Origin of the sequence: Streptomyces sp. VTCC 41912 (assembly GCF_045799175.1) — a bacterium.
Classification (GTDB): domain Bacteria; phylum Actinomycetota; class Actinomycetes; order Streptomycetales; family Streptomycetaceae; genus Streptomyces; species Streptomyces albulus_C.
The window spans coordinates 332,532-357,880 of the sequence record NZ_JBJMAB010000001.1 but is presented as its reverse complement, the minus strand read 5'-3'; the positions used below and the strand labels follow the sequence as shown (position 1 = coordinate 357,880).

Sequence of the window (25,349 nt, the reverse complement as noted above, 5' to 3'; positions counted from 1 at the left end):
AGATGGACGGCGTCCAGCCGACGGAGGCGGCGCAGGAGCGGGTCCCGACCGTGATCGCGGACGAGCTGCACATCGTCTACCGGGTCTACGGCACCGGTACGGGCAAGGGCAGCGCGACGGCGGCGCTCAACCGCATCATCCGGCGCCGGCCGTCGGTGGGCGTGCGCGAGGTGCACGCGGTGAAGGGCGTCTCCTTCACCGCCTACAAGGGCGAGTCGATCGGCCTGATCGGTTCGAACGGCTCCGGCAAGTCGACCCTCCTCAAGGCCGTCGCGGGTCTGCTGCCCGCCGAGCGCGGCAAGGTCTACACCCACGGTCAGCCCTCGCTGCTGGGCGTGAACGCGGCCCTGATGAACGACCTGACCGGCGAGAAGAACGTCGTCCTGGGCGGTCTGGCGATGGGCATGTCCCGCGAGCAGATCCGCGAGCGCTACGACGAGATCGTCGACTTCTCCGGCATCAACGAGAAGGGCGACTTCATCTCGCTGCCGATGCGCACCTATTCGTCCGGCATGGCGGCCCGCCTGCGGTTCTCCATCGCGGCGGCCAAGGACCACGACGTGCTGCTGATCGACGAGGCGCTGGCCACCGGCGACCGGGCCTTCCAGAAGCGCTCCGAGGCCCGGATCCGCGAGCTGCGCAAGGACGCGGGCACGGTCTTCCTGGTCAGCCACAACAACAAGTCCATCCGCGACACCTGTGACCGGGTGCTGTGGTTGGAACGGGGCGAACTGCTGATGGACGGCCCGACCGACGAGGTCATCAAGGCGTACGAGAAGGAGACGGGCAAATAGCCCACCCTTCGCAGGAGGCCCCCGCGCACGGTCATGGCGGGGGCCTCCGATCGTGAAGGAATGGTCAACTCTGTGGGATCCGGGAACAGTTGCTGCCCGGACTACGTTGACCGGATCGTTGCCCGAGGCTTCAGTACCCACTCGGACGCGGTCTGGATACACGGCGTAAGCTGTACGGGTACTGAACGGCACAAGTGGTGCAAGTCGGGCAATGTTCACCCGGGCGAGCGACAGGAGCTCGATCGGAGCGCGTCGCTAGCTGCGGCGTGTCCGAAATGGGATGTTTTGGCTTGGCGGTGTAGAACGGGAGACGTGACGGCAATGGCTACTGGTTCGCTCCGGCTCCACAACACGCCGGGTAGCCCCCGGTGAGCCGAGGAGACGAGCAGGCGCGTCGCGCCTTCCTCCGGAGGGTGGCGGTGAGTGGCGGGAGGGACCACACGCGCACCGTGCTCGATCAGGCCGCGCACGAGAATTTCCCGGTCGCGCCGTTCTTCCTGCCCCGTGCCTGGCGCGCCGATCTGATGGCCCTCTACGGCTTCGCCCGCCTCGTCGACGACATCGGCGACGGCGATCTGGCGCCCGGCGGTGGCGACGCCGTCCTCCTCGGCCTGGACCGCGTCCAGTACGACGACCGCCCGGCGCTGCTCGACGCCCTCGAAGCGGACCTGCACCGGGTCTTCAGCGACCGCGCCCCCGGCCCCAAGCACCCGCTGATGCGGCGGCTCGGTCCGACCGTGCGGCGCTGCGGGCTGACCCCCGACCCCTTCCTCGGCCTCATCGAGGCCAACCGCCAGGACCAGCGGATCAGCCGCTACGCCACCTACGGCGACCTCGCCGCCTACTGCGAGCTGTCCGCCAACCCCGTCGGCCGGCTCGTCCTCGGCGTCACCGGCACCTCCAGCCCGGAGCGCGTCCGGCTCTCCGACGCCATCTGCACCGCACTCCAGCTCGTCGAGCACATCCAGGACGTGACCGAGGACCTCGGCCGGGACCGGATCTACCTCCCCGACGAGGACATGAAGCGCTTCGGCGTCACCGAGGAGGACCTGGCCGCGCCGTCCGGCGGCCCCTCGGTGCGCGCGCTGATCGCCTTCCAGGCGGAGCGCGCCGGTGAGCTGCTGGACGAGGGCGCCCCGCTGGTGGGGAGCGTGTCCGGCCGGCTGAAGCTGCTGTTGGCCGGCTTCGTCGCCGGCGGGCGCGCCGCGCTCCAGGCGGTCGCCGCCGCCGATCACGACGTACTCCCTGGACCGCCCAAGCCCACCAAGCTCAGCCTGCTGCGCGAGGTCGGGGCGACACTGCGACGAGAGGGGTGAGTCGGACCGTGGAGGCCACCACACAGATGTCCGCGCCGGTGCTCGCTGCGTACCGCTACTGCGAGACGGTCACCGGGCAGCAGGCGCGCAACTTCGCGTACGGGATCCGACTGCTGCCGGCCGAGAAGCGGCAGGCGATGTCGGCGCTCTACGCCTTCTCCCGTCGGGTCGACGACATCGGCGACGGCGCCCTGGCGCCCGAGGCCAAGGGGCGCCGGCTGGAGGACACCCGCGCCCTGCTCGTCCGTATCAAGGACGGCCGGATCGCGGAGGACGACACCGACCCGGTGGCCGTCGCGCTCGCCGACACCGCCCGGCGCTTCCCCATCCCGCTCGGCGCGCTGGACGAGCTGATCGACGGGGTGCTGGCGGACGTCCGCGGCGAGACCTACGAGACCTGGGACGAGCTGAAGATCTACTGCCGTTGCGTGGCCGGGGCGATCGGCCGGATCTCCCTCGGCGTCTTCGGCACGGTACCGGGCGCACTCGATGCCGAACGCGCCCCCGAGTACGCCGATACGCTCGGGCTCGCGCTCCAACTGACCAATATCCTCAGGGATGTTCGCGAGGACGCGGGCAACGGACGGACGTACCTCCCGGCCGAGGACCTCGCCAAGTTCGGCTGTTCGGAAGGGTTCCAGGGCGCGGTGCCACCGCCCGGTGCCGACTTCACCGGCTTGGTGCAGTTCGAGGTCCGGCGGGCCCGTGCACTCTTCGCCGAGGGCTTCCGGCTGCTGCCGATGCTCGACCGGCGCAGCGGCGCCTGCGTGGCGGCCATGGCCGGTATCTACCACCGGCTGTTGACGCGGATCGCCGACGACCCGGCGGCCGTGCTGCGCGGCCGGGTCTCGCTGCCCGGACGGGAGAAGGCGTTCGTCGCGGTGCGCGGGCTCTCCGGGCTCGACGCGCGGGCGATCGGCCGCCGGCAGGCCGAGAGCAGGAGGCGTGGATGAGGTGCCGGACCGCGTACACCGACCACGGTCCGGCGTCGGCGCGGCGGGCAACCCTTCGCCGGACAGCGGCGTCCATGGAAGGCGTGAGGGGGAAGAGCACATGACAGTGGGAGCCGCACTGCCCGGGCGTGCCTCGTCCCGCCCTTCCGGCCGTCCCGAAGGGGCGGCCGCGGTGGTCATCGGGGGCGGACTGGCGGGCACCACCGCGGCGCTGGCCCTGGCCGACGCCGGCCTGCGGGTCACGTTGGTTGAGGGCCGGCCGCGCCTCGGCGGGCTGGTCTTCTCGTTCCGCCGCGACTCCGCCGTCGGTCCGCTGACCGTCGACAACGGCCAACACGTCTACCTGCGCTGCTGCACCGCCTACGGCGACCACCTGGAGCGGCTCGGCGCGGGCCGGCTGGCGCCCCTCCAGGACCGGATGGACGTCCCGGTGCTGGACGCCGGGCACGCCGGCGGCCGGCTGCGGCTCGGCCGGCTGCGCCGCACCGCCCTGCCGGTCCCGCTCCACCTGGCCAAGAGCCTCGCGCTGTACCCGCACCTCTCGCCGGCCGAACGCGCCGGCGTGGTCCGCGCCACCCTCGCGCTCGGGCGGCTGGACCCGGCCGACCCGGCGCTGGACGCCACCGACTTCGGCAGCTGGCTGGGTCGCCACGGGCAGAGCCCGCGCGCCGTCGAAGCGCTGTGGGACCTGGTCGGCGTCGCGACCCTCAACGCCACCGCCGGCGACGCCTCGCTGGGCCTGGCCGCCAAGGTCTTCAAGACCGGGCTGCTCTCCGCCCCCGGTGCCGCCGACATCGGCTGGGCCCGGGCGCCGCTCGGCGACCTCCACGACACCCACGCGGCCGCCGCGTTGGGCAAGGCCGGCGTCCGGGTCGCGCTGCGCACCCGGGCGGCCGCGGTCACCCGCGACGACGCCGGCTGGCAGGTCGCGGTGGAGAACGGCCCGCACGGCCGGGAGACGCTCACCGCGGACACCGTCGTCCTCGCCGTGCCGCAGCGCGAGGCGCACGCCCTGCTGCCCGACGGCGCGCTGCCCGCCAAGGAGCGGCTGTTGGAGATCGGCACCGCACCGATCCTCAACGTCCACGTCATCTACGACCGCAAGGTGGTGCGCCGCCCGTTCTTCGCCGCGATCGGGTCCCCGGTCCAGTGGGTCTTCGACCGCACCGAAGCCTCCGGGCTGGCCCGCACCGCCGGCCACGAACGCAGCCAGTACCTCGCCCTGTCGCAGTCGGCCGCACAGGCGGAGATCGACCAGCCGGTCGCCGCGCTCCGCGCCCGCTACCTCCCCGAGTTGGAGCGGCTGCTGCCGGCCGCCCGGGGCGCCCGGATCCTCGATTTCTTCGTCACCCGCGAGCGCACCGCGACCTTCGCGCCCGCACCGGGCGTCGGCCGGCTCCGCCCCGCTGCCCGCACCCAAGTCCCCGGCCTGTACCTGGCCGGCGCGTGGACCGCCACCGGGTGGCCCGCGACCATGGAGAGCGCCGTCCGCAGCGGCACCGCCGCCGCCCGCGAGGCACTCACCGAACTCGGCGTCCCCCAGGGCCAGTTGCCTCAGGAGGCGGCATGACCAGGCGTACGGGCGCTCGCACGAGCACCAGCACCGGAAACAGAGGAGAAACCGTGGCTTCCCCGGCTATCGACACCGCGAGCGTCACCGCGCTGCTGGAGCGCGGGCGGACACTCGCCACTCCCGTGCTGCGTGCCGCCGTGGCCAGGCTCGCCGCTCCCATGGACACCGTCGCCGCCTACCACTTCGGTTGGATCGACGCGGAGGGCAACCCCAGCGCCGGTGACAGCGGCAAGGCGGTGCGCCCCGCGCTCGCGTTGCTGTCCGCCGAGGTCGCGGGCGCCGCCCCGGAGGTCGGGGTGCCCGGTGCGGTCGCCGTCGAGCTCGTGCACAACTTCTCCCTGCTGCACGACGACCTGATGGACGGTGACGAGCAGCGCCGGCACCGCGACACGGTCTGGAAGGTGCACGGGCCCGCGCAGGCCATCCTGGTCGGCGACGCGCTGTTCGCGCTCGCCAACGAAATACTGCTGGAGCTCGGCACGGTCGACGCCGGCCGGGCCACCCGCCGCCTGACGCTCGCCACCCGCAAGCTGATCGACGGTCAGGCGCAGGACATCTCCTACGAGCACCGCGAGCGGGTCACCGTCGAGGAGTGCCTGGAGATGGAGGGCAACAAGACCGGTGCCCTGCTCGCCTGCGCGGTCTCCATCGGCGCGGTCCTCGGCGGCGCCGACGACCGCACCGCGGACATCCTGGAGCGGTACGGCTACCACCTCGGCCTCGCCTTCCAGGCCGTCGACGACCTGCTGGGCATCTGGGGCGACCCGGAGGCCACCGGCAAGCAGACCTGGAGCGACCTGCGCCAGCGCAAGAAGTCGCTGCCGGTCGTCGCCGCGCTCGCGGCCGGCGGGCCCGCCTCCGAGCGGCTCGCCCGGATCCTGGCCGCCGACGCCAAGAAGAGCGAGACCGAGATCGCCGACTTCACCGAGGAGGAGTTCGCCTCCCGCGCGGCGTTGATCGAGGAGGCCGGCGGTCGGGAGTGGACCTCCGAGGAGGCCCGCCGCCAGCACGCCACCGCCATCGCCGCACTGGACGAGATCGACATGCCGGAACACCTCCGCGGGCAGCTCGTCGCGCTCGCGGACTTCGTCGTCGTACGAGAGAGATGATGACCATCAACACGCTATAGATCGCAGTCGCCGGCCGACGCCGTCCGGGCGTCGGCCGACGGAATCCCTGAGCACGCATTGACAGTTCACTGCAGAAGGGGAAGCCATGACAGCGACGACCGACGGCAGCACCGGGGCCCTGCCGTCCCGGGGCTCCTCGGCCACCGATGCCGCCGACGAGACCGAACCCGCCGGCCCGGCCGGCAGACCGACCCCCGCCGTGCTCACGGTCACGGCGGACGCCGCGCGGGCAGCGACCACCCGCGCCGCCGACCACCTGCTCTCCCTCCAGGACCCCGCCGGCTGGTGGAAGGGCGACCTCGAAACCAACGTCACGATGGACGCCGAGGATCTGATGCTCCGCCAGTTCCTGGGCATCCAGGACCCGGAGCTCACCGAGGCCACCGCCCGCCACGTCCGTGGCGAGCAGCGCCCGGACGGCACCTGGCCCACGTTCTACGGCGGGCCCGGCGAACTCTCCACCACCATCGAGGCGTACGTGGCGCTCCGGCTGGCCGGGGACGCGCCGGACGCCCCGCACATGGCGACCGCGGCGGCCTGGATCCGCGAACAGGGCGGAATCGCCGCCTCCCGCGTCTTCACCCGCATCTGGCTCGCCCTCTTCGGCTGGTGGAAGTGGGACGACCTGCCCGAGCTGCCGCCGGAACTCATCTACTTCCCCAAGTGGTTCCCGCTCAGCATCTACGCGTTCGGCTGTTGGGCCCGCCAGACGATCGTCCCGCTGACCGTCGTCTCGGCCAAGCGCCCGGTCCGCCCGGCGCCGTTCGCCCTGGACGAGCTGCACGCCGACCCCCGCAACCCCAACCCGCCGCGGCCGATGGCCCCCGCCGCGAGCTGGGACGGGCTCTTCCAGCGCCTGGACAGGGCGCTGCACCTGTACCAGAAGGTCGCGCTGCGCCGGCCGCGGGCCGCCGCGATGCGCTCGGCCGGCCGCTGGATCGTCGAGCGGCAGGAGAACGACGGGTGTTGGGGCGGCATCCAGCCCCCGGCCGTCTACTCCGTCATCGCCCTGCACCTGCTCGGCTACGACCTCGACCACCCCGTGTTGCGGGCCGGTCTGGACTCCCTGGAGCGGTTCGCGGTCCGCCGCGCGGACGGGGCCCGCATGATCGAGGCGTGCCAGTCGCCGGTGTGGGACACCTGCCTGGCCACCATCGCCCTGGCCGATGCGGGCGTGCCCGCCGACCACCCGCAGTTGGTCCAGGCCGCCGAGTGGATGCTCGGCGAGCAGATCGACCGCCCGGGTGACTGGTCCGTGCGCCGTCCGCAACTGCCCTCCGGGGGCTGGGCGTTCGAGTTCCACAACGACAACTACCCGGACATCGACGACACCGCCGAGGTGGTCCTGGCGCTCCTTCGGGTGCGGCACCCCGACCCGCAGCGGGTCGCGGCCGCCGTCGACCGGGCGGTGCGGTGGAACCTCGGGATGCAGTCGAAGAACGGGGCCTGGGGCGCGTTCGACGCCGACAACACCAGCCCGTTCCCCAACCGGTTGCCGTTCTGCGACTTCGGTGAGGTGATCGACCCGCCGTCGGCCGACGTCACCGCGCACGTCGTCGAGATGCTCGCCGAGGTCGGGCGGGTCCACGACCCGCGCACCCGCCGCGGCCTCGCCTGGCTGCTGGCCGAACAGGAGCCCAGCGGCGCCTGGTTCGGGCGTTGGGGCACCAACTACGTCTACGGCACCGGCTCGGTGCTGCCCGCGCTCACCGCCGCCGGCATCCCCACCTCCCACCCCGCCGTCCGCCGCGCCGTCGGCTGGCTGGAGCGGGTGCAGAACGACGACGGCGGCTGGGGCGAGGACCAGCGCTCCTACCAGGACAAGGAACGGTGGGCCGGCCGCGGCGCCTCCACCGCCTCGCAGACCGCCTGGGCGCTGATGGCGCTGCTCGCGGCCGGCGAGCGGGACGGCGAGGCGGTCCGCCGCGGGGTGCGCTGGCTGGTGGAGAACCAACTGCCGGACGGCTCCTGGGACGAGCCGTACTTCACCGGCACCGGCTTCCCGTGGGACTTCTCCATCAACTACCACCTGTACCGCCAGGTCTTCCCCGTGACCGCCCTCGGCCGCTACGTCCACGGCGGACCGGGCACCGGCGGGACGGCCGGGGCACTGGTGGGGGACTGATGCCGAGACGGCCCGTGCCGGATGCGGATCCGCCGCTGCTGGTCGCCTGTGCGCTCGGCATCGAACGGTTCGCGCTGCGGGGCGGTGACCGCGGGGCGGTGCGTTCGCCCGCGGTCACCCTCCGTACCGGCATGGGACCCCAGGCGGCGGAGCGGGCCCTGGCCGCTGCCCTGGGTGCGGGGTCGGTCACCGCGGGTTCGCCCGTGGTGGCCAGCGGATTCTGTGCCGGACTGGCACCGGGGATGCGCCCCGGAGACGTGATCGTCGCCGAGGCCACCCGGGACCACCGGCCCGGCTTCCCCGACGTGCCGTGCCGTGACAACGGCCCGCTGGTGGACTCCCTGCGGGCGCGCGGCCTGCGGGTGCACACCGGACTGCTGCGCGGCTGCGACCACGTCGTGCGGGGCGCCGAGCGGGCCGCGCTGCACTCCGAGGGCGCGCTCGCGGTGGACATGGAGTCCGCCGCGACGCTCCGGACCGCGGTGCACTGCGGCGCCCGCGCGGTCGCGGCCGTGCGGGTGGTCGTGGACGCTCCGGAACACGAACTCGTGCGGATCGGAACGGTGCGCGGTGGGATATCCGCCTTCCGCGTGCTGCGTTCGGTATTTCCTGTTTTCTTTGAATGGCACCGTTCTTTGCTGCTCCCCAGGAGGTGAGCCAGATGGCCATGCCGCTCCGTCAATCCATCCGGGTCGGGACCTATCTGTTTGAACAGAAAGTGCTGCGCAAGCGGGAGAAGTTTCCGCTGATCGTCGAACTGGAACCGCTCTTCGCCTGCAACCTCAAATGCGAGGGGTGCGGGAAGATCCAGCACCCGGCCGGGGTCCTCAAGCAGCGGATGCCGGTGGCCCAGGCAGTGGGAGCGGTGCTGGAATCCGGTGCCCCGATGGTCTCCATCGCCGGCGGCGAGCCCCTGATGCACCCTCAGATCGACGAGATCGTAAGGCAGCTGGTGGCCCGTAGGAAGTACGTCTTCCTGTGCACCAACGCGATGTTGCTGCGCAAGAAGATGGACAAGTTCAAGCCCTCGCCCTATTTCGCCTTCGCGGTGCACATCGACGGAATGCGGGAGCGGCACGACGAATCCGTCGCGAAGGAGGGCGTGTTCGACGAGGCGGTAGCGGCCATCAAGGAGGCCAAGCGCCGGGGCTTCCGGGTCACCACCAATTCCACCTTCTTCAACACCGACACCCCGCAGACCATCATCGAGGTCCTCAACTTCCTCAACGACGACCTTCAGGTCGACGAGATGATGCTGTCGCCGGCCTACGCCTACGAGAAGGCCCCCGACCAGGAGCACTTCCTGGGCGTGGAGCAGACCCGGGAGCTGTTCCGGAAGACGTTCGCCGGCGGCAACCGGCAGCGTTGGCGGCTCAACCACAGTCCGCTGTTCCTGGACTTCCTGGAGGGCAAGGCGGACTTCCCCTGCACGGCCTGGGCGATCCCCAACTACTCGCTCTTCGGCTGGCAGCGCCCCTGCTACCTGATGAGCGACGGTTACGTCCCCACGTACCGGGAGCTGATCGAGGAGACCGACTGGGAGAAGTACGGCCGCGGCAAGGACCCCCGGTGCGCCAACTGCATGGCGCACTGCGGCTACGAGCCGACCGCCGTCCTGGCCACCATGGGCTCGCTGAAGGAGTCCCTGAGGGCGGCCAGGGAGACCGTCGCCGGGAACCGCGGCTGACGCGACGCGCGGAGATCCGGCGGCACCGGAGCGTTTGCGGTGCCGCCGGTCCGGCTGGGGGCGGCACCGAGCGCCGCCCGTGAGGAGAGGACCCCGTGACCGGATTCGACCTGACCGAGCTGCTCGCCGAACGCGGCGCCGAGCGCTACGCACTGCACAGCCGCCACCTCAACCACCAGCTGCCGCGGATGCTGCACACCATCGGCTTCGACAAGGTCTACGAACGGGCCGAGGGCGCCTACTTCTACGACGCCGACGGCCGCGACTACCTCGACATGCTCGCCGGATTCGGCGTGATGGGCCTGGGCCGGCACCACCCCGTCGTCCGCAAGGCCCTGCACGACGTGCTCGACGCCCAACTCGCCGACCTCACCCGCTTCGACTGCCCGCCGCTGCCGGGGCTGCTGGCCGAGAAGCTGCTGGCCCACGCGCCCCACCTGGACCGGGTCTTCTTCGGCAACAGCGGCACCGAGGCCGTCGAGACCGCCCTGAAGTTCGCCCGCTACGCCACCGGCCGGCCCCGCGTCCTCTACTGCACCCACGCCTTCCACGGCCTGACCACCGGATCGCTCTCGGTCAACGGCGAGGACGGCTTCCGCGACGGCTTCGCGCCCCTGCTGCCGGACACCGCCGTCGAGATGGGCGACCTGGCGGCGTTGGAACGGGAGCTGCGGCGCGGCGACGTGGCGGGCTTCGTCGTCGAACCCGTCCAGGGCAAGGGCGTCACCGCCGCCCCGCCCGGATTCCTGCGCGCCGCCCAGGAGTTGCTGCACCGCCACAAGGCCCTGCTGATCGCCGACGAGGTGCAGACCGGTCTGGGCCGGACCGGCGACTTCTTCGCCTACCAGCACGAAGAGGGGGTGGAGCCGGACCTGGTGTGCGTCGCCAAGGCGCTCTCCGGCGGCTACGTCCCGGTGGGCGCCACCCTGGGCAAGGACTGGATCTTCAAGAAGGTCTACTCGTCCATGGACCGGGTGCTGGTGCACTCCGCCAGTTTCGGCGCCAACGCCCAGGCGATGGCGGCCGGGCTGGCGGTGCTCGCGGTGATGGAGGACGAGGAGACCGTCGCCAACGCCCGGCACACCGGGGAGCTGCTGCGCTCCCGGCTGGCCGCGCTCGTCGACCGGTACGAGTTGCTGCACGAGGTGCGCGGCCGCGGCCTGATGATCGGCATCGAGTTCGGGAAGCCCACGTCCCTGGGGCTGCGCAGCCGTTGGACGATGCTACAGGCCGCGCGCAAGGGATTGTTCGCGCAGATGGTGGTGGTGCCGCTGCTCCAGCGCCACCGGATCCTGACGCAGGTCTCCGGCGACCACCTGGAGGTCATCAAGCTGATTCCGCCGTTGATCATCGGCGAACGCGAGGTAAACCGCTTCGTCGAGGCGTTCACCGCCGTCATGGACGACGCCCACAACGGCGGCCTGCTCTGGGACTTCGGGCGGACCCTGGTCAAACAGGCGGTCGCCAACCGCTGACCGCGCGGCGTGGGAACGGGCCGTCCCCCGGGGACGGCCCGCCGGTCGGTCGGAGGTCAGTCCGTCAGCAGCCGGTCGCGGAGCTGCTCGCGGGTGGCCGGCGAGAGCTTCAGGCCGTCGGTGAGGTAGGTCTCGGTCGAGCCCCAGGTCTCCGCGATCGCGTCGAAGGCGGCCGTGAGGTAGTCGATGTCCGCGCCGAACAGCGGCGAGAGCAGCTCCATGACCTCCGGCGACATGCCGGCCGCGGAGTGGTCGGAGCGGCGGACCTTGTAGCGCCGGTTGGGGTCGTTGGACTTGAGGTAGTCGGCCTCGATGGCGTCCCGCTCCACACCGACGGCGAGCAGGGTGATCGCGATGGACAGCCCCGCGCGGTCCTTTCCGGCGGCGCAGTGCATCAGCGCCGGCACGCTGTCCTCGGCGAGGGCGTGCAGCACCCGGCTGTGGTCCTCGGTGCGGGTGGTGATGATCTCGCGGTAGGTGCGGGCCATGCGGTCCGCGGCCTTGCCGTCACCGAGCACGACCCGGAGCTGGTCCAGTTCGCCGTCCCGTACCATCGTCCAGAATTCCGCCCCGTCCGCGGGGTCGGTGAGCGGAATGTTGACGTTCCGCACCCCGGGCAGCGCCACGTCGGGGCCTTCGAGCTTGATGTCGGAGGCGTTGCGGAAGTCGAAGATGGTGTGCAGCCCGAGGCCGGCGAGGAACGCGGCGTCCGCCTCGGTGGCGTGGGCCAGGTGGCCGCTGCGGAAGAGTCGGCCCTGCCGGATGCGACGCCCGTCGACCGTCGGCAGCCCGCCCACGTCGCGGAAGTTGCGCACCTCGGCGAGCTCGGGCTGGGACTGGGGGACCTGCGGCGTCTGCTGCGTCACGGGCGCTCCTCGGGATCGGTCGCCGACGCTGCTCGTCGACGAGGCGGGCTTCTTCGACGATACGACATGGATGCCGCAGGCAATCAGGTGGCGAGGGCGCGCGACATTGTCGAAACGGCGCGCATCATCCCCCATGTGTGGCGCCTGAGCAGCATTCCGTGACCGATCGTTATTCCGACTTGGACAGAATTTGACCTGGTGGCATTAATCACCTCCCGTCAACCCCTGGTTACGGTGGCGTAGGTCACTTAGGAAGGTGAAATATGTCCTGACGTGGCAGACGATTCGAAGAACAGCAGCAAGGGCGCGATACGCGCCGTCGGGTCGTACGCAGCCGTCGGGGACAGCTTTACCGAGGGGGTCGGGGATCCCGGTCCGGACGGGGCGTACATCGGTTGGGCGGACCGGCTCGCGGTCCTCCTCGCCGACCAGCGGGACGAGGGGGACTTCCGCTACGCGAACCTCGCCGTGCGCGGGCGGCTCCTGGACCGGATCATCGAGGAGCAGGTGCCCCGGGCGCGGGAGCTCGCCCCCGAGCTGGTGACGTTCTGTGCCGGCGGGAACGACATCCTGCGGCCGGGTTCGGACCCGGACGCGGTGGCCGAGCGCTACGAGGCGGCCGTGGTGGCGCTGCGCGAGACGGTGCCGACGGTGCTGCTGTGCACCGGTTTCGACACCCGGGGGATGCCGGTCCTCAAGCACCTGCGGGGCAAGATCGCCACGTACACCGCCCACGTGCGGGCCATCGCCGACCGGCACGACTGCCCCGTGCTCGACCTGTGGTCGCTGAAGTCCGTCCAGGACCGGCGGGCCTGGAGCGAGGACCGGCTGCACCTGTCGGCCGACGGGCACACCCGGGTCGCGCTGCGGGCCGGGCAGGTGCTGGGCCTCGCGGTGCCGGCCGATCCGGACCAGGCGTGGCCGCCGGAGACCGAGCGGACCGCCGCCGAGGCGCGGCGCGACAACATCCACTGGGCGCGCGAGCACCTGGTGCCGTGGATCGGTCGTCGGCTGCGCGGCGTCTCGTCCGGCGACGACGTCGAGCCCAAGCGGCCGGACCTGCTGCCGCTGTAGCCCTTCACCCGTGCAAGGCCCCGTGTCGCCCCGTGGCGGCGCGGGGCCTCAGTGCGTGGCGGTGCGGTAGGGCAGGTCCGCCCAGACCACCTGTCCCCGGCCGCCGTCGTCGGGCCGGGTGCCCCAGCTCTCGGAGAGCGCGCCGACCAGGAACAGCCCGCGCCCGCCCTCCTGGTCGAGGGTGCCGGGTTGGGCGTGCGGTGCGGTCAGGCCCGGCCCGCCCTCGTCGGTGATCTCTATCCGTATGTGCGCGCCGACGACCGCGATCTCGCAGCCGACCTTCTCGCTGTCGGTGTGCCGCACCGCGTTGGTGAAGAGCTCGGTGACCACCAACTCCACGTCGTCGCGTACCTGTTGGGCGGCGCCCCACTCGCGCAGCAGCGAGCTGACGCGCTTGCGCGCCTCGGGCACGGAGGTGCGCCGCGCCGGCAGGTGGAACGCGTCCTGAGGGGACTGGGCGAGGAATCCGCCGCATCGCCCTAACGACGGAGCGTTTTTGTAGGAAGCCACGACATAACTATGTGCGATGTTGCTCACCGTTGGCAAGGATCAGTCTGTAATTTGCAGAATTGAAAGTGCAGTCTGTTCGAGCTGATGACGGCATGACACACTGCTGAGCACTGAAGCTGGTTGGAGGGGATCGGACGTGGCGGACCCACGGTCTGCAGGTGCACCGACCGTCCTACGGGTGGTGCTCGGCAAACGACTGCAGGACCTGCGGGAGAGGGCGGGGCTCTCCTTCGAACGGGCCGCGGCCGCGCTGGACGTGACGCACGCCACGATACGACGCATGGAGAAGGCCGAAGTCGGCCTCAAGATCCCCTACGTCGAGAAGCTGTTGGCGACCTACGGGGTCACCGACCAGAAGGAGATCGACGGCTTCGTCTCGCTGGCCCGCGAGGCCAACCGCCCCGGCTGGTGGCACCGCTTCCGCGACGTCCTGCCCGAGTGGTTCAGCGCCTTCGTCAGCCTGGAGAGCGAAGCCAACCTCATCCGCTCCTACCAACCGCACTACGTCCCCGGCCTCTTGCAGACCGAGGAGTACGCCGCCGTCGTGCTGCGCGCCGGGATGCCGCATGCCTCCCCGGCCGACGTCGACCGCATCGTGGCCCTGCGCATGGAGCGGCAGGCGCTGTTGACCCGCGAGAACGCCCCGATGCTGTGGTCGGTCATGGACGAGACCGTGCTGAGACGGCTCATCGGCGGACCCAAAGTGATGCGGGACCAGATCGCGCGGCTGATGGAGGCCACCTCGATGCCGAACGTCCGGCTCCAGGTGATGCCCTTCGCCGCGGGCCCGCACCCCGCCATGTACGGGCCGTTCCACATCTTCCGCTTCCCGATCCCGGAGCTCCCGGACATCGCGTACGCGGAAAGCCTCGTCGGAGCCGTGTACTTCGACCAGCGCAACGACGTCTCGCAGTACCTGGAGGCCCTGGACCGGATGTGTGCGCAGGCCGCGCCGGCACACACCACCGAGGCCATTCTGGGTGGCTTTCGCAAGGAGATCTGAACCCCCCATGGATCGCATACGTATCTACAACGGCATGCCCGCCAACGAACTGGGCAGCGACGGCTGGCACAAGCCGTGGAGCGGCGGAAACGGCGGAGAGTGCGTCGAGGCCATGCGCCTACGGGACGGCCGGGTCGCGCTGCGCCAGTCCACCGACCCGGACGGTCCCGCCTTGATCTACACCCACCGTGAGATGGTCAGTTTCATCGAGGGCGCGAAGGCCGGCCACGCCGACTTCCTGCTCTCCGCCGCGCCGTGCTCGGCGCACTGAGGGAGGAGCCATGACCGACCAGCACGGCCTTCCCGCGACGGACGCCGACGTTCCGGAGATCGGCCCGTACGCCCCCGGCCCGGACCACCTGGGCTTCGCCGCCGAGGAGATCGACACCAGCCGGCCGCACCCGGCCCGGATGTACGACTACTTCCTCGACGGGTGGGACAACTACGAGGTCGACCGGGTCGCCGCCGACCGGGTCATCGAACTCCACCCGCAGGTGCGCGACAGCGTCCGCGCCAACGGTGCCTTCCGCCAGCGCGCGGTCCGCGCCGTGGTGGCGGCCGGGGTGCGGCAGTTCCTCGTCCTCGGCATCGGCATTCCCACCTCGCCCAACGCCCACGAGGTGGCCCGGCAGGCCGCACCCGAGACCCGGGTGGTGTACGTGGACAGCGACCCGATCGTCGCCACCCACGCCCGGGCCCGACTCGCCAACGCGCCCGGGACCGCCTTCGCCCTCGGTGACCTCCGCGACCCCAAGGCGGTCCTGGACGACCCGGTGGTCCGCGAACTGATCGACTTCGAGCGACCCGTGGGCCTGCTCATCGGCGGCGTGATCGACTTCCTCGGCGACGAGGACCAACCCGCCGCGCTGCTCGCCGCGTTCGGCGCCGCGCTGCCGGCCGGCAGCCACCTCATCCTCTCCCACGGCACGTACGAACCCTACGAGGGCTACGCGCAGGGCCGCATCGACGAGGCGGCCCGGGCCCACGTGGAAGAGGTCTACAAGAGCGCCACCACCCCGCTCGCGCTGCGCACCAAGGACGAGATCGCGGCCCTCCTCGGACCGTTCGCCCCGTTGGAACCGGGCGTCGTCCGCGTACCACTGTGGCGACCCGACGCCGCCGTGCCCGGACCGAAGCAGCTCAACGACACCATCTTCTACGGAGTGGTGGGCCGCAAGGACTGAACCGGCGGCACTCCGGCACGGTCGGACACCGGCGCCCCCGCAGTGCGGGGACGCACCGGAGTGGGGGTCCGACCGGGTGCAGGGATCCGTTCCAGCACACCGCCGGCGAAGACGTCGTACAGCGGCAGCGTCTCCAGATGGACGTAGCCGATGTGGCAGTCGCAGACGGCCAGTGGGCAGGGGCGCGGGCGGAGCGCCGCGCGGTAGCTCCCGTCGTAGAGGTTGCCCAACTCCGCCCGGACGAAATGGCACCGCCGGACCGTGCCGTCACCGTCCACCGACACCACCGACTCGCCCGTCCGGCACGGGAGTCCGGCGCTGCGGTGCGGCTGCCGGCTGTACGGGAAGAGCGGATCGAGCGCCGACCACGCGGCGGCCTCGGCGTCGGTGTACGCGCGACCCTCCGCGGCGTTGACCCAGAGGTAGACCCCCTCGGGAAGGTCGGCGCGCAGCCTGCGGGCCACGTCGAGACGCTCCGGGAAGCCCACCACACCCACGCTGAAGCGCACGCCCCGACCGGCCAACTCCTGGGTCTTCGCAAGGAAACGGTCGTACGGCGTCTGCCCCGGGTGGAAGGTGCACCACAGGGCGAGCGCGTCGAGATCGGCGTCGGCGAGCCACTCCGTGCGGCAACTGAGGTTGGTCTGGATGGCCACCCGCCGCACGTGCGGCAGCCGGCTCAACTCGACCAGGGCGCGCCGGTACCAGGAGCGCACCAGGCCCTCGCCCCACGGGGTGAACAGCACGGACAGCCGGTCGTCCGTCTGCCGCGCGGCCCAGGCCACGAAGCGGTCCAGCGCCGCCCGGTCGGCGCGCAGCTGCTCCCGGCCGTCCCGCCGCTTGGCGAACGGGCAGTAGGGGCAGTCGTAGTCGCAGGACGCCAGCGGCCCGCGGTACAGCAGCGTCAAGTCCATCGCGCGGCCCGTCACTTGAGGTCGTAGGCGGCCATCCGGGACCGGACGCCGGGGGAGAAGAGCATCGGGCCGAGTGCGTCGGAGTGCGCCAGCCCCTCGGGGGACAGCCGCAGCAGGTCCGGGCCGGCGGCCCCGTCCAGCCAGCCGCGCGCGGCGAACGCCGCCAGCTCCGCAGGGAAGTCGTCCGCCGGCGCGGTGCCGAAGCGCGTCCGGTACTCCGCCACCGGCATGCCGGCCGCCTGGAGGACGGACTGCAACAGGTGGCGGCGGCGCGGCCGGCGGACGGCTGGCCGGGCTCGCCGCAGTGGCCCGCAACGCCGGCTGGTGGTGGCCGTACGAGAAGGTCGCGCTCATCGCCGAACGGCCGAGCGCACTGCACCGGGACGAGGCCGGGCGGTTGGACCGCGCCGACGGTCCGGCGCTGGCCTTCCCCGACGGCTTCGCGCTGCACGCCTGGCGGGGAATGCCGGTCCCGGCCGCGTTCCTGGCGGAGCTCACCACCCTCACCCCGGGGCGGATCCGCGCGGAGGAGAACGCCGAACTCCGGCGCGTCATGCTGGAGTTCTACGGCTACGACCGCTACCTGGCGGAGTCCGGCGCGCGACCGGTCGACCGCGACGAGACCGGCGTGCTGTGGCGCATCGACCTGCCCGACGACGAGCCGGTGGTCATGGTCGAGGTGGTCAACTCCACGCCCGAACCGGACGGCACCCACCGCACGTACTGGCTGCGGGTGCCGCCGCGGACACGGACCGCACGGCAAGGCGTCGCCTGGACCTTCGGCATGGCGGAGGAGGGCTACACCCCGGTGCTGGAGACCTGAGCCTCTACGGCGGGGACCGGGGGCGGGGGCGGCGGCGGGCTGGCGGAGGCCAGGAGGTCGTCGGGTCGGGCCAGCGCGGTGTGGGTGCCCGCCGCCGTGCAGGCGTGGGCACCGGCGACGGCGCCGAGCCTGGCGCACTCCTCCAGGTCCCGGCCCGACAGCCGGCCGTAGAGGAAGCCGCAGGTGAAGGCGTCGCCGGCGCCGTTGCTGTCCACGACCGGGGTGGGTGGCACGGCGGCCGGCACCAGCCGTGGGGTGCGGTCCTCGGGCGTCAGGAGGTAGGCGCCGCCCGCGCCGGCGGTGGCGATCACGGCCTTGGCCCGGCCCTCGCGGATGATCTCCCGCATGATCTGGCCGATCCGCTCGCCGGCCCCCGCCGTGCTGAGGAAGACCAGGTCCGAGTGGAACGCGAACGCGCGGTGGTGCTCGGTCAGGCCGTCCCAGTCGTGCAGGTCCGTGGAGACGGGGACGCCCAGCGCCTCGATGTCGTCGAAGAGGTAGCGGGCGAAGTGGCTGATCGACAGGTGGACGTGCCGGGTGCGGCGCAGGAGGGGGAGGTAGTGCTCGGGCGGCATCCGCAGGTCGAGCGGGTCGCGCGCGTCGTAGAAGGACATCCGGCGGCCGTCGGGCGAGACGAGGTTGACCGCCCGGCGGGTACCGTGCGGCGAGATCATCGGGCGGAAGTCGACCCCGCTGCCGGCCAGCCGCTCGCGGACCAGCGCGCCCGGTGGGTCGTCGCCGAGGAAGTCCACGAAACCGGTGGTGAGGCCCAGTGCCGCGCAGCCGAGCGCGACACCGGTGCCGGTGTGCCCGGCCCATTCTCGGACGGGCGGCACCGCATGGCTGTCGGCGGACGGGACGGGCAGTGCGCCGACCCGCACGATGGTGTCCACGCCCGATCCGCCGACGACGAGTACGTCATATGGCTCAGATACCTGCTGGAAGGTCACAAGCGTCCCTGAATCCCTTGCTGGTGAGACGAGTCCCGTGCTGGTGGGAGCGGCCGCGGCCGCGGTGCGCCCGCCGTCGGGAGTCTAGACGCACAGTCGCCTCATATCGGGATGTTAGGGACCGGTGTGACGCGAGGGAGGACGGGCACCGGGAAGCCGTCGCCGGGGGCCGGAAGAGGGGCCGGAGGCGGTGTCCCCGGGGCGTCCGTACGGCGGGCCGGACGGCTCCGACCGCACGTCAGGACGGAGGCTCGCGAGCGTATCCGGAAGCCCGGTCCGGGTGGCGCCGCAGACGCACGGGGGAGTCGAGGCGGTGGCGGGAGCGCGGCGGGAACCGGACGGCGGTGGGGGAAGGGGAGCACGTGAGAGCAGTGGGGGAGCGCGCGTTGGGTCGTTGACACGGCCGTGCCGGGCGCTGAGGCTGAGGCGCACGGGTGATCGGGTCCCGCGACCGGGGCCCGTCGGTGGGGAGAAGGGGTACGCGCATGGCGGAGCACACCGGGCACGGGCGGAGCGCGGTCGTGATCGGTGGTGGACTCGCCGGGATGCTCGCGGTCACCGCGCTGCGGGGGCACTACGACGTGGTCACGGTCGTCGAACGGGACCGCTACCCCGCCGACCGAAGCTTCCGCAAGGGCGTCCCGCAAGCCCGCCACCTGCACATCCTCCTCAGCGGCGGACAACGAGCCCTGGAGCGGCTGCTGCCCGGCACCCTCGCCGCGCTCACCGAGGCCGGGGCCCGCCGCCTCTACCTACCGCGCGATCTGCTCACCCGTACGCCCACCGGCTGGCAGCGCCGGTTCGACGAGCGCCGGCATCCCACGCTGAGCGTCACCCGACCGGTCCTGGATGCCGTCGTCCGCGAACGGGCGTTGCGCGCCGCGGCGGCCGGCCCGGCCACCCGGGTCGAGGTGCTGGAGGCGACCGAGGCCGTCGGTCTCACCGGCGACGCCCGGCGGGTCACCGGCGTCACGGTCCGGGCCCGCAACGGCGACCGCAGCGCCGCCACCACCCGGGTGCTCCCCGCCGAACTCGTCGTCGACGCCTCCGGCCGAGGCTCCCGCACGCCCCGGTGGTACGCCGAACTCGGCCGGGAGGCGCCGCAGGAGGTGACCGTGGACTCCGGCCTCGCCTACGCCACCCGGATGTACCGCCCCACTGGCCGGGACGACGAGCCGGACGCCGGCGTCAACGTGCCCGGTTGGCCTGGGTGCCCTCGGGGCGCCGCCTACATCCCCGTGGAGGACGGCAACTGGCTGCTGACGCTGTCGGGGGTGCGCGGCCACCACCCGCCGACCGACGACGCGGAGTTCGCCGCGTTCAGCGCCACGGTCGGCGACCCGTACGTCCACGAACTGCTCGCCCGCGCCGAACCGGTCTCGCCGGTGCACGGCTTCCGCGACACCTGCAACCGGCGCCGGCACTACGAGCGCCCCGGTGCCGTCCCGGAAGGCTTCCTGGTCCTCGGCGACGCGAACTGCACCTTCAACCCGGTGTACGGGCAGGGCATGTCGGTGGCCGCGCTCGGCGCGATGGCCCTGCGGGACACCCTCGACGCGGCCGGTGGGCCGGGGCCCGGGGTCCTCGCCCGGGCGCAGCGGGCGGTCGGCCGGGCCGCGGAACCGGCCTGGATGGCGGCGGTCGGAGCGGACCGCCCCTACGCCCGCGGCAACGGTGCCAGGGCGGGACTCGGCGAGCGGTTGACGACGTGGTACCTCGACCGCCTCGCCGCCCGGGCCGCCGTCGACCGCATTGTCGGCGCCGCCTTCCGGGACGTCTTCTGCCTCACCGCCCCGCCCTCCCGCCTGATGGCCCCGCGGGTGGTCCTGCGGACCGTCCTCCTGCCCCGCCTGCCGGGCCTGTCCCGGCCGCCGACCACGGTGGAGCCGGTCTGACCCCGCGTCAGCCCGGGGTCCGAGGCCCCGTCCCGCGCCCCCGACCGCCCGGGCCCGGTGTCCCCGTGGCCGTCCTTGCGCAAGCCTCGGGCTCCCGGAGTCGTCGCGGGCCCCTCTTCACGGACCTCGCGTGACGGACCCCGCGCATCCGACCGCGCATGCCGCTCCACCGGCGGATCGGTTGCCGGCCGGTCGGGGCCACCCGTGTCGTCGGGTTCGGCGCGGGGCGAGGTTCCGTGACGGGTGGGGTGGAGGAGAAAGCGGGGGCGTAAGGAGGCGCGGCGCCGGGGCGCGGGCCGGAGCACGTCGTGCGACGGACGTCCTGCGCCGCACGGCCGCGGCAGCTTTCGATTCACTCGAACGGATGCTTTCGGCTGGCGCGGCCGTTCACCCGGGCGTAGCGGCCCGCCCCCTGCCGTCACCGGCCGGTGCACCTGCCCGTCACCCGCACCGGGAATGCACCGACGGGCTGCGCCGTTGCCCCGAAGAGTGCCCGGTGCTGGTCCGCGGTCGCCGCCCGGCGGCCCGGCGGTACCGGAACCCAGCGTTCGCGCGGTCCGTTCACTTCGCGACTGCCCCGACCATGGAGGTGCCGTGACCGCATCCCGACCCCGTCCCACGCCCCTGTCCGCGCTGCGCCCCGCGGCGTTCGGCGCCGAGCCGACCGGAGAGCGACTGGCACGGATGCGCAGATCACCGCAGTTCGTCGACGGGCAGTTCCGCAACCCGGCACCCACCCGGCAGCTGCTCCGGGGCGCCGCCCTGCCGATGGCCCGCACGCAGCTCAGCCGCGAGGGGCGACTGCGGCGGGCGCCGGTGGGACGGATCCCGGTGCACCGCCCGACCGACGAGGACTGGGGGCGCCCGCCGGATTCCGGACTGCGGATCACCTGGATGGGACATTCCAGCGTGCTCGCCGAGATCGACGGGCAGCGGGTGCTCTTCGACCCGGTCTGGGGCGAGCGCTGCTCACCGTTCAGCTGGGCCGGGCCGAAGCGGATGCACCCGGTGCCGGTGGAGCTCGCGGACCTGGCCCCGGTCGACGTCGTGGTGATCTCGCACGACCACTACGACCACCTCGACATGCCCACCGTCAAGGGGTTGGTGAGTTCCGGCGCGCTCTTCGTGGTGCCGCTCGGCATCGGCGCCGACCTGGAGTTCTGGGGCGTGCCCGCGGCCCGTATCACCGAGCTGGACTGGCACGAGTCGACCCGCGTCGGCGGGCTCACCCTCACCGCGACGCCGGCCCAGCACTTCTGCGGCCGGGGGCTGCGCGGTGCCCAGCACACGCTCTGGGCCTCCTGGGTCGTCGCCGGCCCCGAGCACCGCATCTACCACAGCGGTGACACCGGCTACTTCTCCGGATTCGCCGAGATCGGCGCGGCCCACGGCCCGTTCGACACGACGATGGTCCAGATAGGGGCGTATTCAGACTTTTGGCCCAATAACCACACGGACTGTACACCGCACCCTGGCGGATGGCCAGACATTCACATGAACCCGGCTCAAGGCGTCCAGGGCCACCTTGACCTGCAACAAGGCCGTGCCAGGGGCGTCTTGTTGCCGATCCACTGGGGCACCTTCAACCTTGCGCCGCACCCGTGGGCCGAGCCCGCAGAGTGGACGATGGCAGCGGCGAAAGCCGTTGGGCAGGACGTGGCCTTCCCGGTCCCCGGCCAGCCGTACGAACCTGCTGGCACGCTTCCCACGGCTCCTTGGTGGCGTGACCTTGCCCTTCCTCTGAACCGCAAGTGGCCTGTTCCGCTCGGTGCATCGGAGGCTGGCAGGGGCGACCTCGATCTTGTGAACGAGGCGTGACATGGACGATCTGAGGCAAGTAGTCAGAGCGTATGTGGCCTTGTCAGATTCGGAGCGAGAACGGCTACTGCTAGCCATCGATGGGCCGCAGCGCGGGCAAGCCATTGAAGAGAAAAGACCCGAGTGCAGCCCTTTGCCGACCAGCCGTCGAATTGGAAAGGCTGTGCGCGTGGTTACACGAATTGTGCCTTCCTGAGGTGCGACTACGGCACGATGGGCGCACGGTTGAGGTATGGCTGAGCACCCACTCGTCGTGGTGCACCCGCCGTCTCCATCCGGCGGACGGCGGGTCACGGCCGACGCCGAGATCCTCGGCGTAGCCTACGGGCCGTCGGACCTGGCCGAGTTTCTTCGGCGGGCAGGGGCGGATCCCGAAGAGGTGCGGCTCGACGACCGGGCGCAGATCGAGTGGCGCGGCGGCGGGCCGGACGTGTGGGTATGACAGGGCTCGGGAGGATCGGCCTCAGTTAGGGGAATTGATCGTGTCGAGAAAGTGGGTCCCTGAGAGGCGGCCGGCCTCGGCGCGACACCTCGCCCAGCGTCGCACCGAAAGCCCAAGTGTTTTGATTCATTCATTGCCCGAGCAGGGCGTTTGATACGGGGTCAGTACATATAGACAGTGTGTCCGCAGCTCCCACACCGGTACTTGCCGTTGCCTTCGTCGTCCATGGGCTTTCCGCAGCACAAGGGGATGCACCGTTCCTTCCAGGGATATGGGTCAGACGTTGAGCGGTGAGTGGGAGTGCTTCCAGCGAAGCGCCGCGTTCTTTCCACCGAGCCAGTAGGAGCGTTGGTCGTTGGTGATCTGTTGGCCGCCGATCCAGTAGGCGTGTGCCTCTGGGGTGACGGCGAGGCGGACAGAGGTGATGTCGGGCTCTCCTGCGTCGTGCCAGGCGGTCAGGGTGTTTTCGATGGCGTCCCAGATGGCGACGGAGCCGCCTTGGCGGACTGTCCACTGGTCGCCGTTGGCGGTGAGGGCGGCGAACGCTTCCCGGCCGGCGTCGAACAGGTACACCGTCTCTCGGCCGTCACTGGTGGCATGCAGGAGCTGGGCGCCGGGGGCGGCGAGCTGGGCGAGGAAGGCCGGCATCCAGCCCTTCAGCGTGTCGGGAGACACAGAGGTCTTCCGCTCGGTGTCGGCGTAGAAGGTGCGGGCGGTCAGGTCTCCGGCGAGCGGTACGGCGGCTTCTGCTCGTGCGGGCATGAAGGAGCTGCGGCCGATGATGCGGCCCTCTGCGGTGCCGTCGTCCTTGACGGTGATTTTGGCCAGGCCAGTGCCGTAGGACCAGGCGCTGGGGCCGACGGTGGCGAGGATGATGCCGCCGGGCTTGGTCTGGCGTACCCAGGTGTAGGGGATGCGGCGCAGGGCGCAGGTGGCAATGGTGCGGTCGTAGGGGGCTCGGCGGGGGTGGCCCAGGAGGCCGTCCCCGGTGACGGTCCAGGTGGAGTATCCGGCGGCCTCCAGGGCGTTGTCCGCCCGCTGGGCCACGTCGGGGTCCACTTCGACGCTGGTGACGTTGTCCTCGCCCAGGCGGTGGCAGAGCAGCGCGGTGGAGTAACCGGTGCCGGTGCCGATTTCCAGGACGGTCATGCCGTCCTCCACGTCCAGGGCCTCGCTCATTCCGACGACGGTGGAGGGCATCGTGGAGGACGAGGTGGGGAAGCCGGTGACGGTGCCGGTTGGGTTGTCGGCGGTCAGGTGGCCGTCGATCTGGGTCACCCAGGTTTCGTTCTGGTAGACCAGGTTCAGCCACTCGTCGGCGTCGGTGTCCGCGCTCACGGGGGTGTATTCGTGCCCGCGGGGGCCGGGGGCGTCTTTGAAGAAGGACTGTAGGAACAGCTCTCGCGGGACTTCTTCGACCGCCGTGCGCCAGGCGCTGGTCTTCAGGACACCGCCTTGCGCCAGGTCGTTGGCCAGCTTGCGGCGGAGAGCAGCGGAGTCGGGTGTGGTCATGGGGTCGCTCCTTGCTCCAGGAGATCAGCGAACGCCTGGGTGATGGGTAGTCCGGTCTCGTCTTCGAGCCAACCCCATTGGCCGTTGGGGTTCAGCTCCAGCCAGTGGAGGTCACCGTCAGGGGTGATGCACAGGTCGAAACTGCCGCTGGCCAAGCCGAAATGGTCAAGGTGCGCGAGCAGGGCTCGTTCCACGCCGGTGGGGAGGTCCATCGGCGTGTACGTCAAGGCGCTGTAGTCCGCGCGCCAGTCCAGCAGGTCTGAGTCGATCCGGATGGCGAACACTGTGGGTCCGACGATGACCACCCGCACGTCCGCGATCTTGGGGACCTGCGCCTGGAACAGGTGCGGGGTCACGGTCACGCGCTCGTCTACGTCGTCGGCCGTGACGGGCTCGGTCCATGTCGTCAGGCCCACGCCGTCGGCCCGACGGTAGGGGGTCCAGCGGAGCGCCTTGAAGATCACGGAGTCGTGTTCGGCGATGAACTCCCTGATCGTCTTTAGGTCGTTGGAGATCAGGGTGGGTGGGACGGTCAGGCCCAGGCGTTGAGCGGCCGCCAGTTGCAGGGGCTTGTGTTCGGCCGTGCGGTTGCTCAAGGGGTGGTTGACGTAGCGGCAGTGCGGCAGGGCGTAGAGCGTGCCGCCGAGTCCGTGTCGGACCTGGGCCTCTGCGTAGCGGGCGTCCGGGGCGTCCAGGTGGTCGAAGTGGGGCCAGGTGGGGCGGCGCCAGTACATGGCCCGCACCCTCTCCAGGGTGGTGTCCCTGGAGAGGGTGCGGAGGGTGCCGGCCGGAGTGGCCGAGCTGTCCGTACTGGCGCCGAACCGAGCCGACATCTGAAGGCCGTCGCCGATGTCGGAGGGATCGAACCGCACGATGGGAACACCGCGTTTGTTGAGTTCGGTGATCACCATGTCGGCGGTTACGTCGTCCACTTCGGTGACGACCGCGACCGGTTCAGCGTCGTTCATCAGTCCGTCTCGCTGTCCTGGTCGTGGTCGGTGTCGTTGCGGCTGTCCTGGTTGGTGGACTGGGGGGTGGTCTCGGTGCCCTTGGACGTCCCGTGCCGGCCCATGTCGACGACACCGCCGCGAGCGTCTCGGTAGACGGTGGTCTGCGTGGCGGGGTCAAGGTGAGCGGTGGCGAATCCGGGCTGGTGAACGCTGGGGTAGGGGCGCATTCGGATGATGCCCCAGGGGATGACGGGCGGGCGTTCCGGTGCAGTGGACTGCATGGTTCTCCCTTCCTGATGTGAAGCGCGTGAGCGCTTCCGTGTTCTTCCTAGTGGGACTTGCACACCCGCATCAG

Annotated in this window: 23 protein-coding genes and 2 pseudogenes; 17 read left to right on the top strand and 8 right to left on the bottom strand. The window is 71.5% G+C overall.

Features of this window, described 5'->3' with window-relative positions; all coding sequences use genetic code 11:
* The first annotated feature begins 2 nt into the window (after window positions 1-2).
* The 9 genes from ACJ6WD_RS01640 (at window position 3) to ACJ6WD_RS01600 (ending at window position 11,053) form a co-directional block, all read left to right on the top strand.
* Entirely contained in the window at window positions 3-794 is a 792-nt protein-coding gene (locus ACJ6WD_RS01640; protein ID WP_037634092.1) for an ABC transporter ATP-binding protein, read from the top strand.
* Window positions 795-1,243: 449 nt separating this feature from the next.
* Window positions 1,244-2,110: a squalene synthase HpnC gene (gene hpnC, locus ACJ6WD_RS01635; RefSeq protein ID WP_331246432.1), complete on the top strand. Its 867-nt coding sequence runs from the start codon at window positions 1,244-1,246 to the stop codon at window positions 2,108-2,110.
* Window positions 2,107-3,063, top strand: coding sequence for a presqualene diphosphate synthase HpnD (hpnD, locus tag ACJ6WD_RS01630; protein WP_331246431.1), 957 nt, complete (start codon window positions 2,107-2,109; stop codon window positions 3,061-3,063). Before hpnC ends, hpnD begins: the two co-directional genes overlap by 4 nt.
* Before the next feature lie 100 nt (window positions 3,064-3,163).
* The gene (gene hpnE / locus ACJ6WD_RS01625; RefSeq protein ID WP_233656496.1) at window positions 3,164-4,633 is read left to right on the top strand and encodes a hydroxysqualene dehydroxylase HpnE; all 1,470 of its coding nucleotides are present in this window, start codon (window positions 3,164-3,166) and stop codon (window positions 4,631-4,633) included.
* The gene (locus ACJ6WD_RS01620) at window positions 4,630-5,745 is read left to right on the top strand and encodes a polyprenyl synthetase family protein (protein ID WP_037633976.1); all 1,116 of its coding nucleotides are present in this window, start codon (window positions 4,630-4,632) and stop codon (window positions 5,743-5,745) included. Before hpnE ends, ACJ6WD_RS01620 begins: the two co-directional genes overlap by 4 nt.
* A 106-nt stretch (window positions 5,746-5,851) precedes the next feature.
* Window positions 5,852-7,891: a squalene--hopene cyclase gene (shc, locus tag ACJ6WD_RS01615; RefSeq protein WP_233656497.1), complete on the top strand. Its 2,040-nt coding sequence runs from the start codon at window positions 5,852-5,854 to the stop codon at window positions 7,889-7,891.
* Window positions 7,891-8,547 (top strand): 1-hydroxy-2-methyl-2-butenyl 4-diphosphate reductase, encoded by a 657-nt coding sequence (locus ACJ6WD_RS01610; protein WP_376446837.1) that lies wholly within the window; start codon window positions 7,891-7,893, stop codon window positions 8,545-8,547. The genes shc and ACJ6WD_RS01610 overlap by 1 nt, the downstream gene beginning before the upstream one ends.
* A 5-nt stretch (window positions 8,548-8,552) precedes the next feature.
* Complete coding sequence (gene hpnH / locus ACJ6WD_RS01605) at window positions 8,553-9,578, top strand: adenosyl-hopene transferase HpnH (protein ID WP_016571011.1); 1,026 nt, start codon at window positions 8,553-8,555, stop codon at window positions 9,576-9,578.
* A 95-nt stretch (window positions 9,579-9,673) separates the two neighbouring features.
* Window positions 9,674-11,053, top strand: coding sequence for an aspartate aminotransferase family protein (locus ACJ6WD_RS01600; protein WP_233656500.1), 1,380 nt, complete (start codon window positions 9,674-9,676; stop codon window positions 11,051-11,053).
* A 56-nt stretch (window positions 11,054-11,109) separates the two neighbouring features.
* Here ACJ6WD_RS01600 and ACJ6WD_RS01595 read toward each other — a convergent pair whose 3' ends face one another.
* Window positions 11,110-11,919 carry a tyrosine-protein phosphatase gene (locus tag ACJ6WD_RS01595; RefSeq protein WP_016571012.1) on the bottom strand — a complete coding sequence of 270 codons (810 nt, stop codon included), beginning with the start codon at window positions 11,917-11,919 and terminating at the stop codon, window positions 11,110-11,112.
* A gap of 273 nt (window positions 11,920-12,192) precedes the next feature.
* Here ACJ6WD_RS01595 and ACJ6WD_RS01590 point away from each other — a divergent pair, with 273 nt between their 5' ends.
* Window positions 12,193-12,993 (top strand): SGNH/GDSL hydrolase family protein, encoded by an 801-nt coding sequence (locus ACJ6WD_RS01590; protein ID WP_233656501.1) that lies wholly within the window; start codon window positions 12,193-12,195, stop codon window positions 12,991-12,993.
* A gap of 48 nt (window positions 12,994-13,041) precedes the next feature.
* Here the strand turns inward: ACJ6WD_RS01590 and ACJ6WD_RS01585 are convergent, their stop codons facing one another.
* Entirely contained in the window at window positions 13,042-13,503 is a 462-nt protein-coding gene (locus ACJ6WD_RS01585) for an ATP-binding protein (RefSeq protein ID WP_232817194.1), read from the bottom strand.
* 136 nt (window positions 13,504-13,639) lie between these two features.
* Here ACJ6WD_RS01585 and ACJ6WD_RS01580 point away from each other — a divergent pair, with 136 nt between their 5' ends.
* From ACJ6WD_RS01580 to ACJ6WD_RS01570, 3 genes are read left to right on the top strand one after another with little or no spacing between them, the layout of a single operon-like run.
* The gene (locus ACJ6WD_RS01580; protein WP_038523381.1) at window positions 13,640-14,506 is read left to right on the top strand and encodes a helix-turn-helix transcriptional regulator; all 867 of its coding nucleotides are present in this window, start codon (window positions 13,640-13,642) and stop codon (window positions 14,504-14,506) included.
* A 7-nt stretch (window positions 14,507-14,513) separates the two neighbouring features.
* Window positions 14,514-14,777 (top strand): DUF397 domain-containing protein, encoded by a 264-nt coding sequence (locus tag ACJ6WD_RS01575; RefSeq protein WP_016571016.1) that lies wholly within the window; start codon window positions 14,514-14,516, stop codon window positions 14,775-14,777.
* Window positions 14,778-14,787: 10 nt separating this feature from the next.
* Complete coding sequence (locus tag ACJ6WD_RS01570; RefSeq protein WP_407614984.1) at window positions 14,788-15,690, top strand: SAM-dependent methyltransferase; 903 nt, start codon at window positions 14,788-14,790, stop codon at window positions 15,688-15,690.
* Here ACJ6WD_RS01570 and ACJ6WD_RS01565 read toward each other — a convergent pair.
* Window positions 15,663-16,604, bottom strand: a complete 942-nt coding sequence (locus ACJ6WD_RS01565) for an STM4011 family radical SAM protein (protein WP_407614983.1) — start codon at window positions 16,602-16,604, stop codon at window positions 15,663-15,665. The two genes, ACJ6WD_RS01570 and ACJ6WD_RS01565, sit on opposite strands and share 28 nt — an antisense overlap.
* 11 nt (window positions 16,605-16,615) lie before the next feature.
* Window positions 16,616-16,876, bottom strand: a pseudogene (locus ACJ6WD_RS01560) (coproporphyrinogen III oxidase family protein); the annotation flags it as partial.
* Between the two features lie 5 nt (window positions 16,877-16,881).
* On the opposite strand from ACJ6WD_RS01560, the pseudogene ACJ6WD_RS01555 reads away from it, so the two are divergent.
* Window positions 16,882-17,427: pseudogene (locus ACJ6WD_RS01555) on the top strand (DUF6745 domain-containing protein); the annotation flags it as partial.
* Here ACJ6WD_RS01555 and ACJ6WD_RS01550 read toward each other — a convergent pair.
* Window positions 17,403-18,320, bottom strand: coding sequence for a carbohydrate kinase family protein (locus tag ACJ6WD_RS01550; protein WP_233656505.1), 918 nt, complete (start codon window positions 18,318-18,320; stop codon window positions 17,403-17,405). The pseudogene ACJ6WD_RS01555 and the gene ACJ6WD_RS01550 overlap by 25 nt on opposite strands.
* 542 nt (window positions 18,321-18,862) lie before the next feature.
* Here ACJ6WD_RS01550 and ACJ6WD_RS01545 point away from each other — a divergent pair.
* The 3 genes from ACJ6WD_RS01545 to ACJ6WD_RS01535 all read left to right on the top strand — a co-directional run bounded on the left by ACJ6WD_RS01545 (window position 18,863) and on the right by ACJ6WD_RS01535 (window position 22,532).
* A complete protein-coding gene (locus ACJ6WD_RS01545; RefSeq protein ID WP_233656506.1) occupies window positions 18,863-20,272 on the top strand; it encodes an NAD(P)/FAD-dependent oxidoreductase in 1,410 nt (469 codons plus the stop codon).
* A gap of 594 nt (window positions 20,273-20,866) precedes the next feature.
* Window positions 20,867-22,090, top strand: a complete 1,224-nt coding sequence (locus tag ACJ6WD_RS01540; RefSeq protein WP_407614982.1) for an MBL fold metallo-hydrolase — start codon at window positions 20,867-20,869, stop codon at window positions 22,088-22,090.
* A gap of 232 nt (window positions 22,091-22,322) precedes the next feature.
* Entirely contained in the window at window positions 22,323-22,532 is a 210-nt protein-coding gene (locus tag ACJ6WD_RS01535) for a hypothetical protein (protein ID WP_407614981.1), read from the top strand.
* 276 nt (window positions 22,533-22,808) lie between these two features.
* On the opposite strand, the gene tgmC is transcribed toward ACJ6WD_RS01535, so the two are convergent.
* Genes tgmC through tgmA form a run of 3 tightly spaced genes read right to left on the bottom strand, consistent with a single transcriptional unit; the run spans window position 22,809 to window position 25,275 of the window.
* Complete coding sequence (gene tgmC / locus ACJ6WD_RS01530) at window positions 22,809-24,044, bottom strand: ATP-grasp peptide maturase system methyltransferase (protein WP_407614980.1); 1,236 nt, start codon at window positions 24,042-24,044, stop codon at window positions 22,809-22,811.
* Window positions 24,041-25,012, bottom strand: coding sequence for an ATP-grasp ribosomal peptide maturase (gene tgmB / locus ACJ6WD_RS01525; protein ID WP_407614979.1), 972 nt, complete (start codon window positions 25,010-25,012; stop codon window positions 24,041-24,043). Before tgmB ends, tgmC begins: the two co-directional genes overlap by 4 nt.
* Entirely contained in the window at window positions 25,012-25,275 is a 264-nt protein-coding gene (gene tgmA / locus ACJ6WD_RS01520) for a putative ATP-grasp-modified RiPP (RefSeq protein WP_376446851.1), read from the bottom strand. The genes tgmB and tgmA overlap by 1 nt, the downstream gene beginning before the upstream one ends.
* Window positions 25,276-25,349: the final 74 nt, after the last annotated feature.

Coding starts and splice junctions, on each gene's coding strand:
- ACJ6WD_RS01640 (WP_037634092.1), top strand. CDS start 3: ATGGACGGCGTCCAGCCGACGGAGGCGGCGCAGGAGCGGGTCCCGACC.
- hpnE (WP_233656496.1), top strand. CDS start 3,164: ATGACAGTGGGAGCCGCACTGCCCGGGCGTGCCTCGTCCCGCCCTTCC.
- ACJ6WD_RS01620 (WP_037633976.1), top strand. CDS start 4,630: ATGACCAGGCGTACGGGCGCTCGCACGAGCACCAGCACCGGAAACAGA.
- shc (WP_233656497.1), top strand. CDS start 5,852: ATGACAGCGACGACCGACGGCAGCACCGGGGCCCTGCCGTCCCGGGGC.
- ACJ6WD_RS01610 (WP_376446837.1), top strand. CDS start 7,891: ATGCCGAGACGGCCCGTGCCGGATGCGGATCCGCCGCTGCTGGTCGCC.
- hpnH (WP_016571011.1), top strand. CDS start 8,553: ATGGCCATGCCGCTCCGTCAATCCATCCGGGTCGGGACCTATCTGTTT.
- ACJ6WD_RS01575 (WP_016571016.1), top strand. CDS start 14,514: ATGGATCGCATACGTATCTACAACGGCATGCCCGCCAACGAACTGGGC.
- ACJ6WD_RS01570 (WP_407614984.1), top strand. CDS start 14,788: ATGACCGACCAGCACGGCCTTCCCGCGACGGACGCCGACGTTCCGGAG.
- ACJ6WD_RS01565 (WP_407614983.1), bottom strand. CDS start 16,604: ATGGACTTGACGCTGCTGTACCGCGGGCCGCTGGCGTCCTGCGACTAC.
- ACJ6WD_RS01545 (WP_233656506.1), top strand. CDS start 18,863: ATGGCGGAGCACACCGGGCACGGGCGGAGCGCGGTCGTGATCGGTGGT.
- ACJ6WD_RS01535 (WP_407614981.1), top strand. CDS start 22,323: ATGGCTGAGCACCCACTCGTCGTGGTGCACCCGCCGTCTCCATCCGGC.
- tgmC (WP_407614980.1), bottom strand. CDS start 24,044: ATGACCACACCCGACTCCGCTGCTCTCCGCCGCAAGCTGGCCAACGAC.
- tgmB (WP_407614979.1), bottom strand. CDS start 25,012: ATGAACGACGCTGAACCGGTCGCGGTCGTCACCGAAGTGGACGACGTA.
- tgmA (WP_376446851.1), bottom strand. CDS start 25,275: ATGCAGTCCACTGCACCGGAACGCCCGCCCGTCATCCCCTGGGGCATC.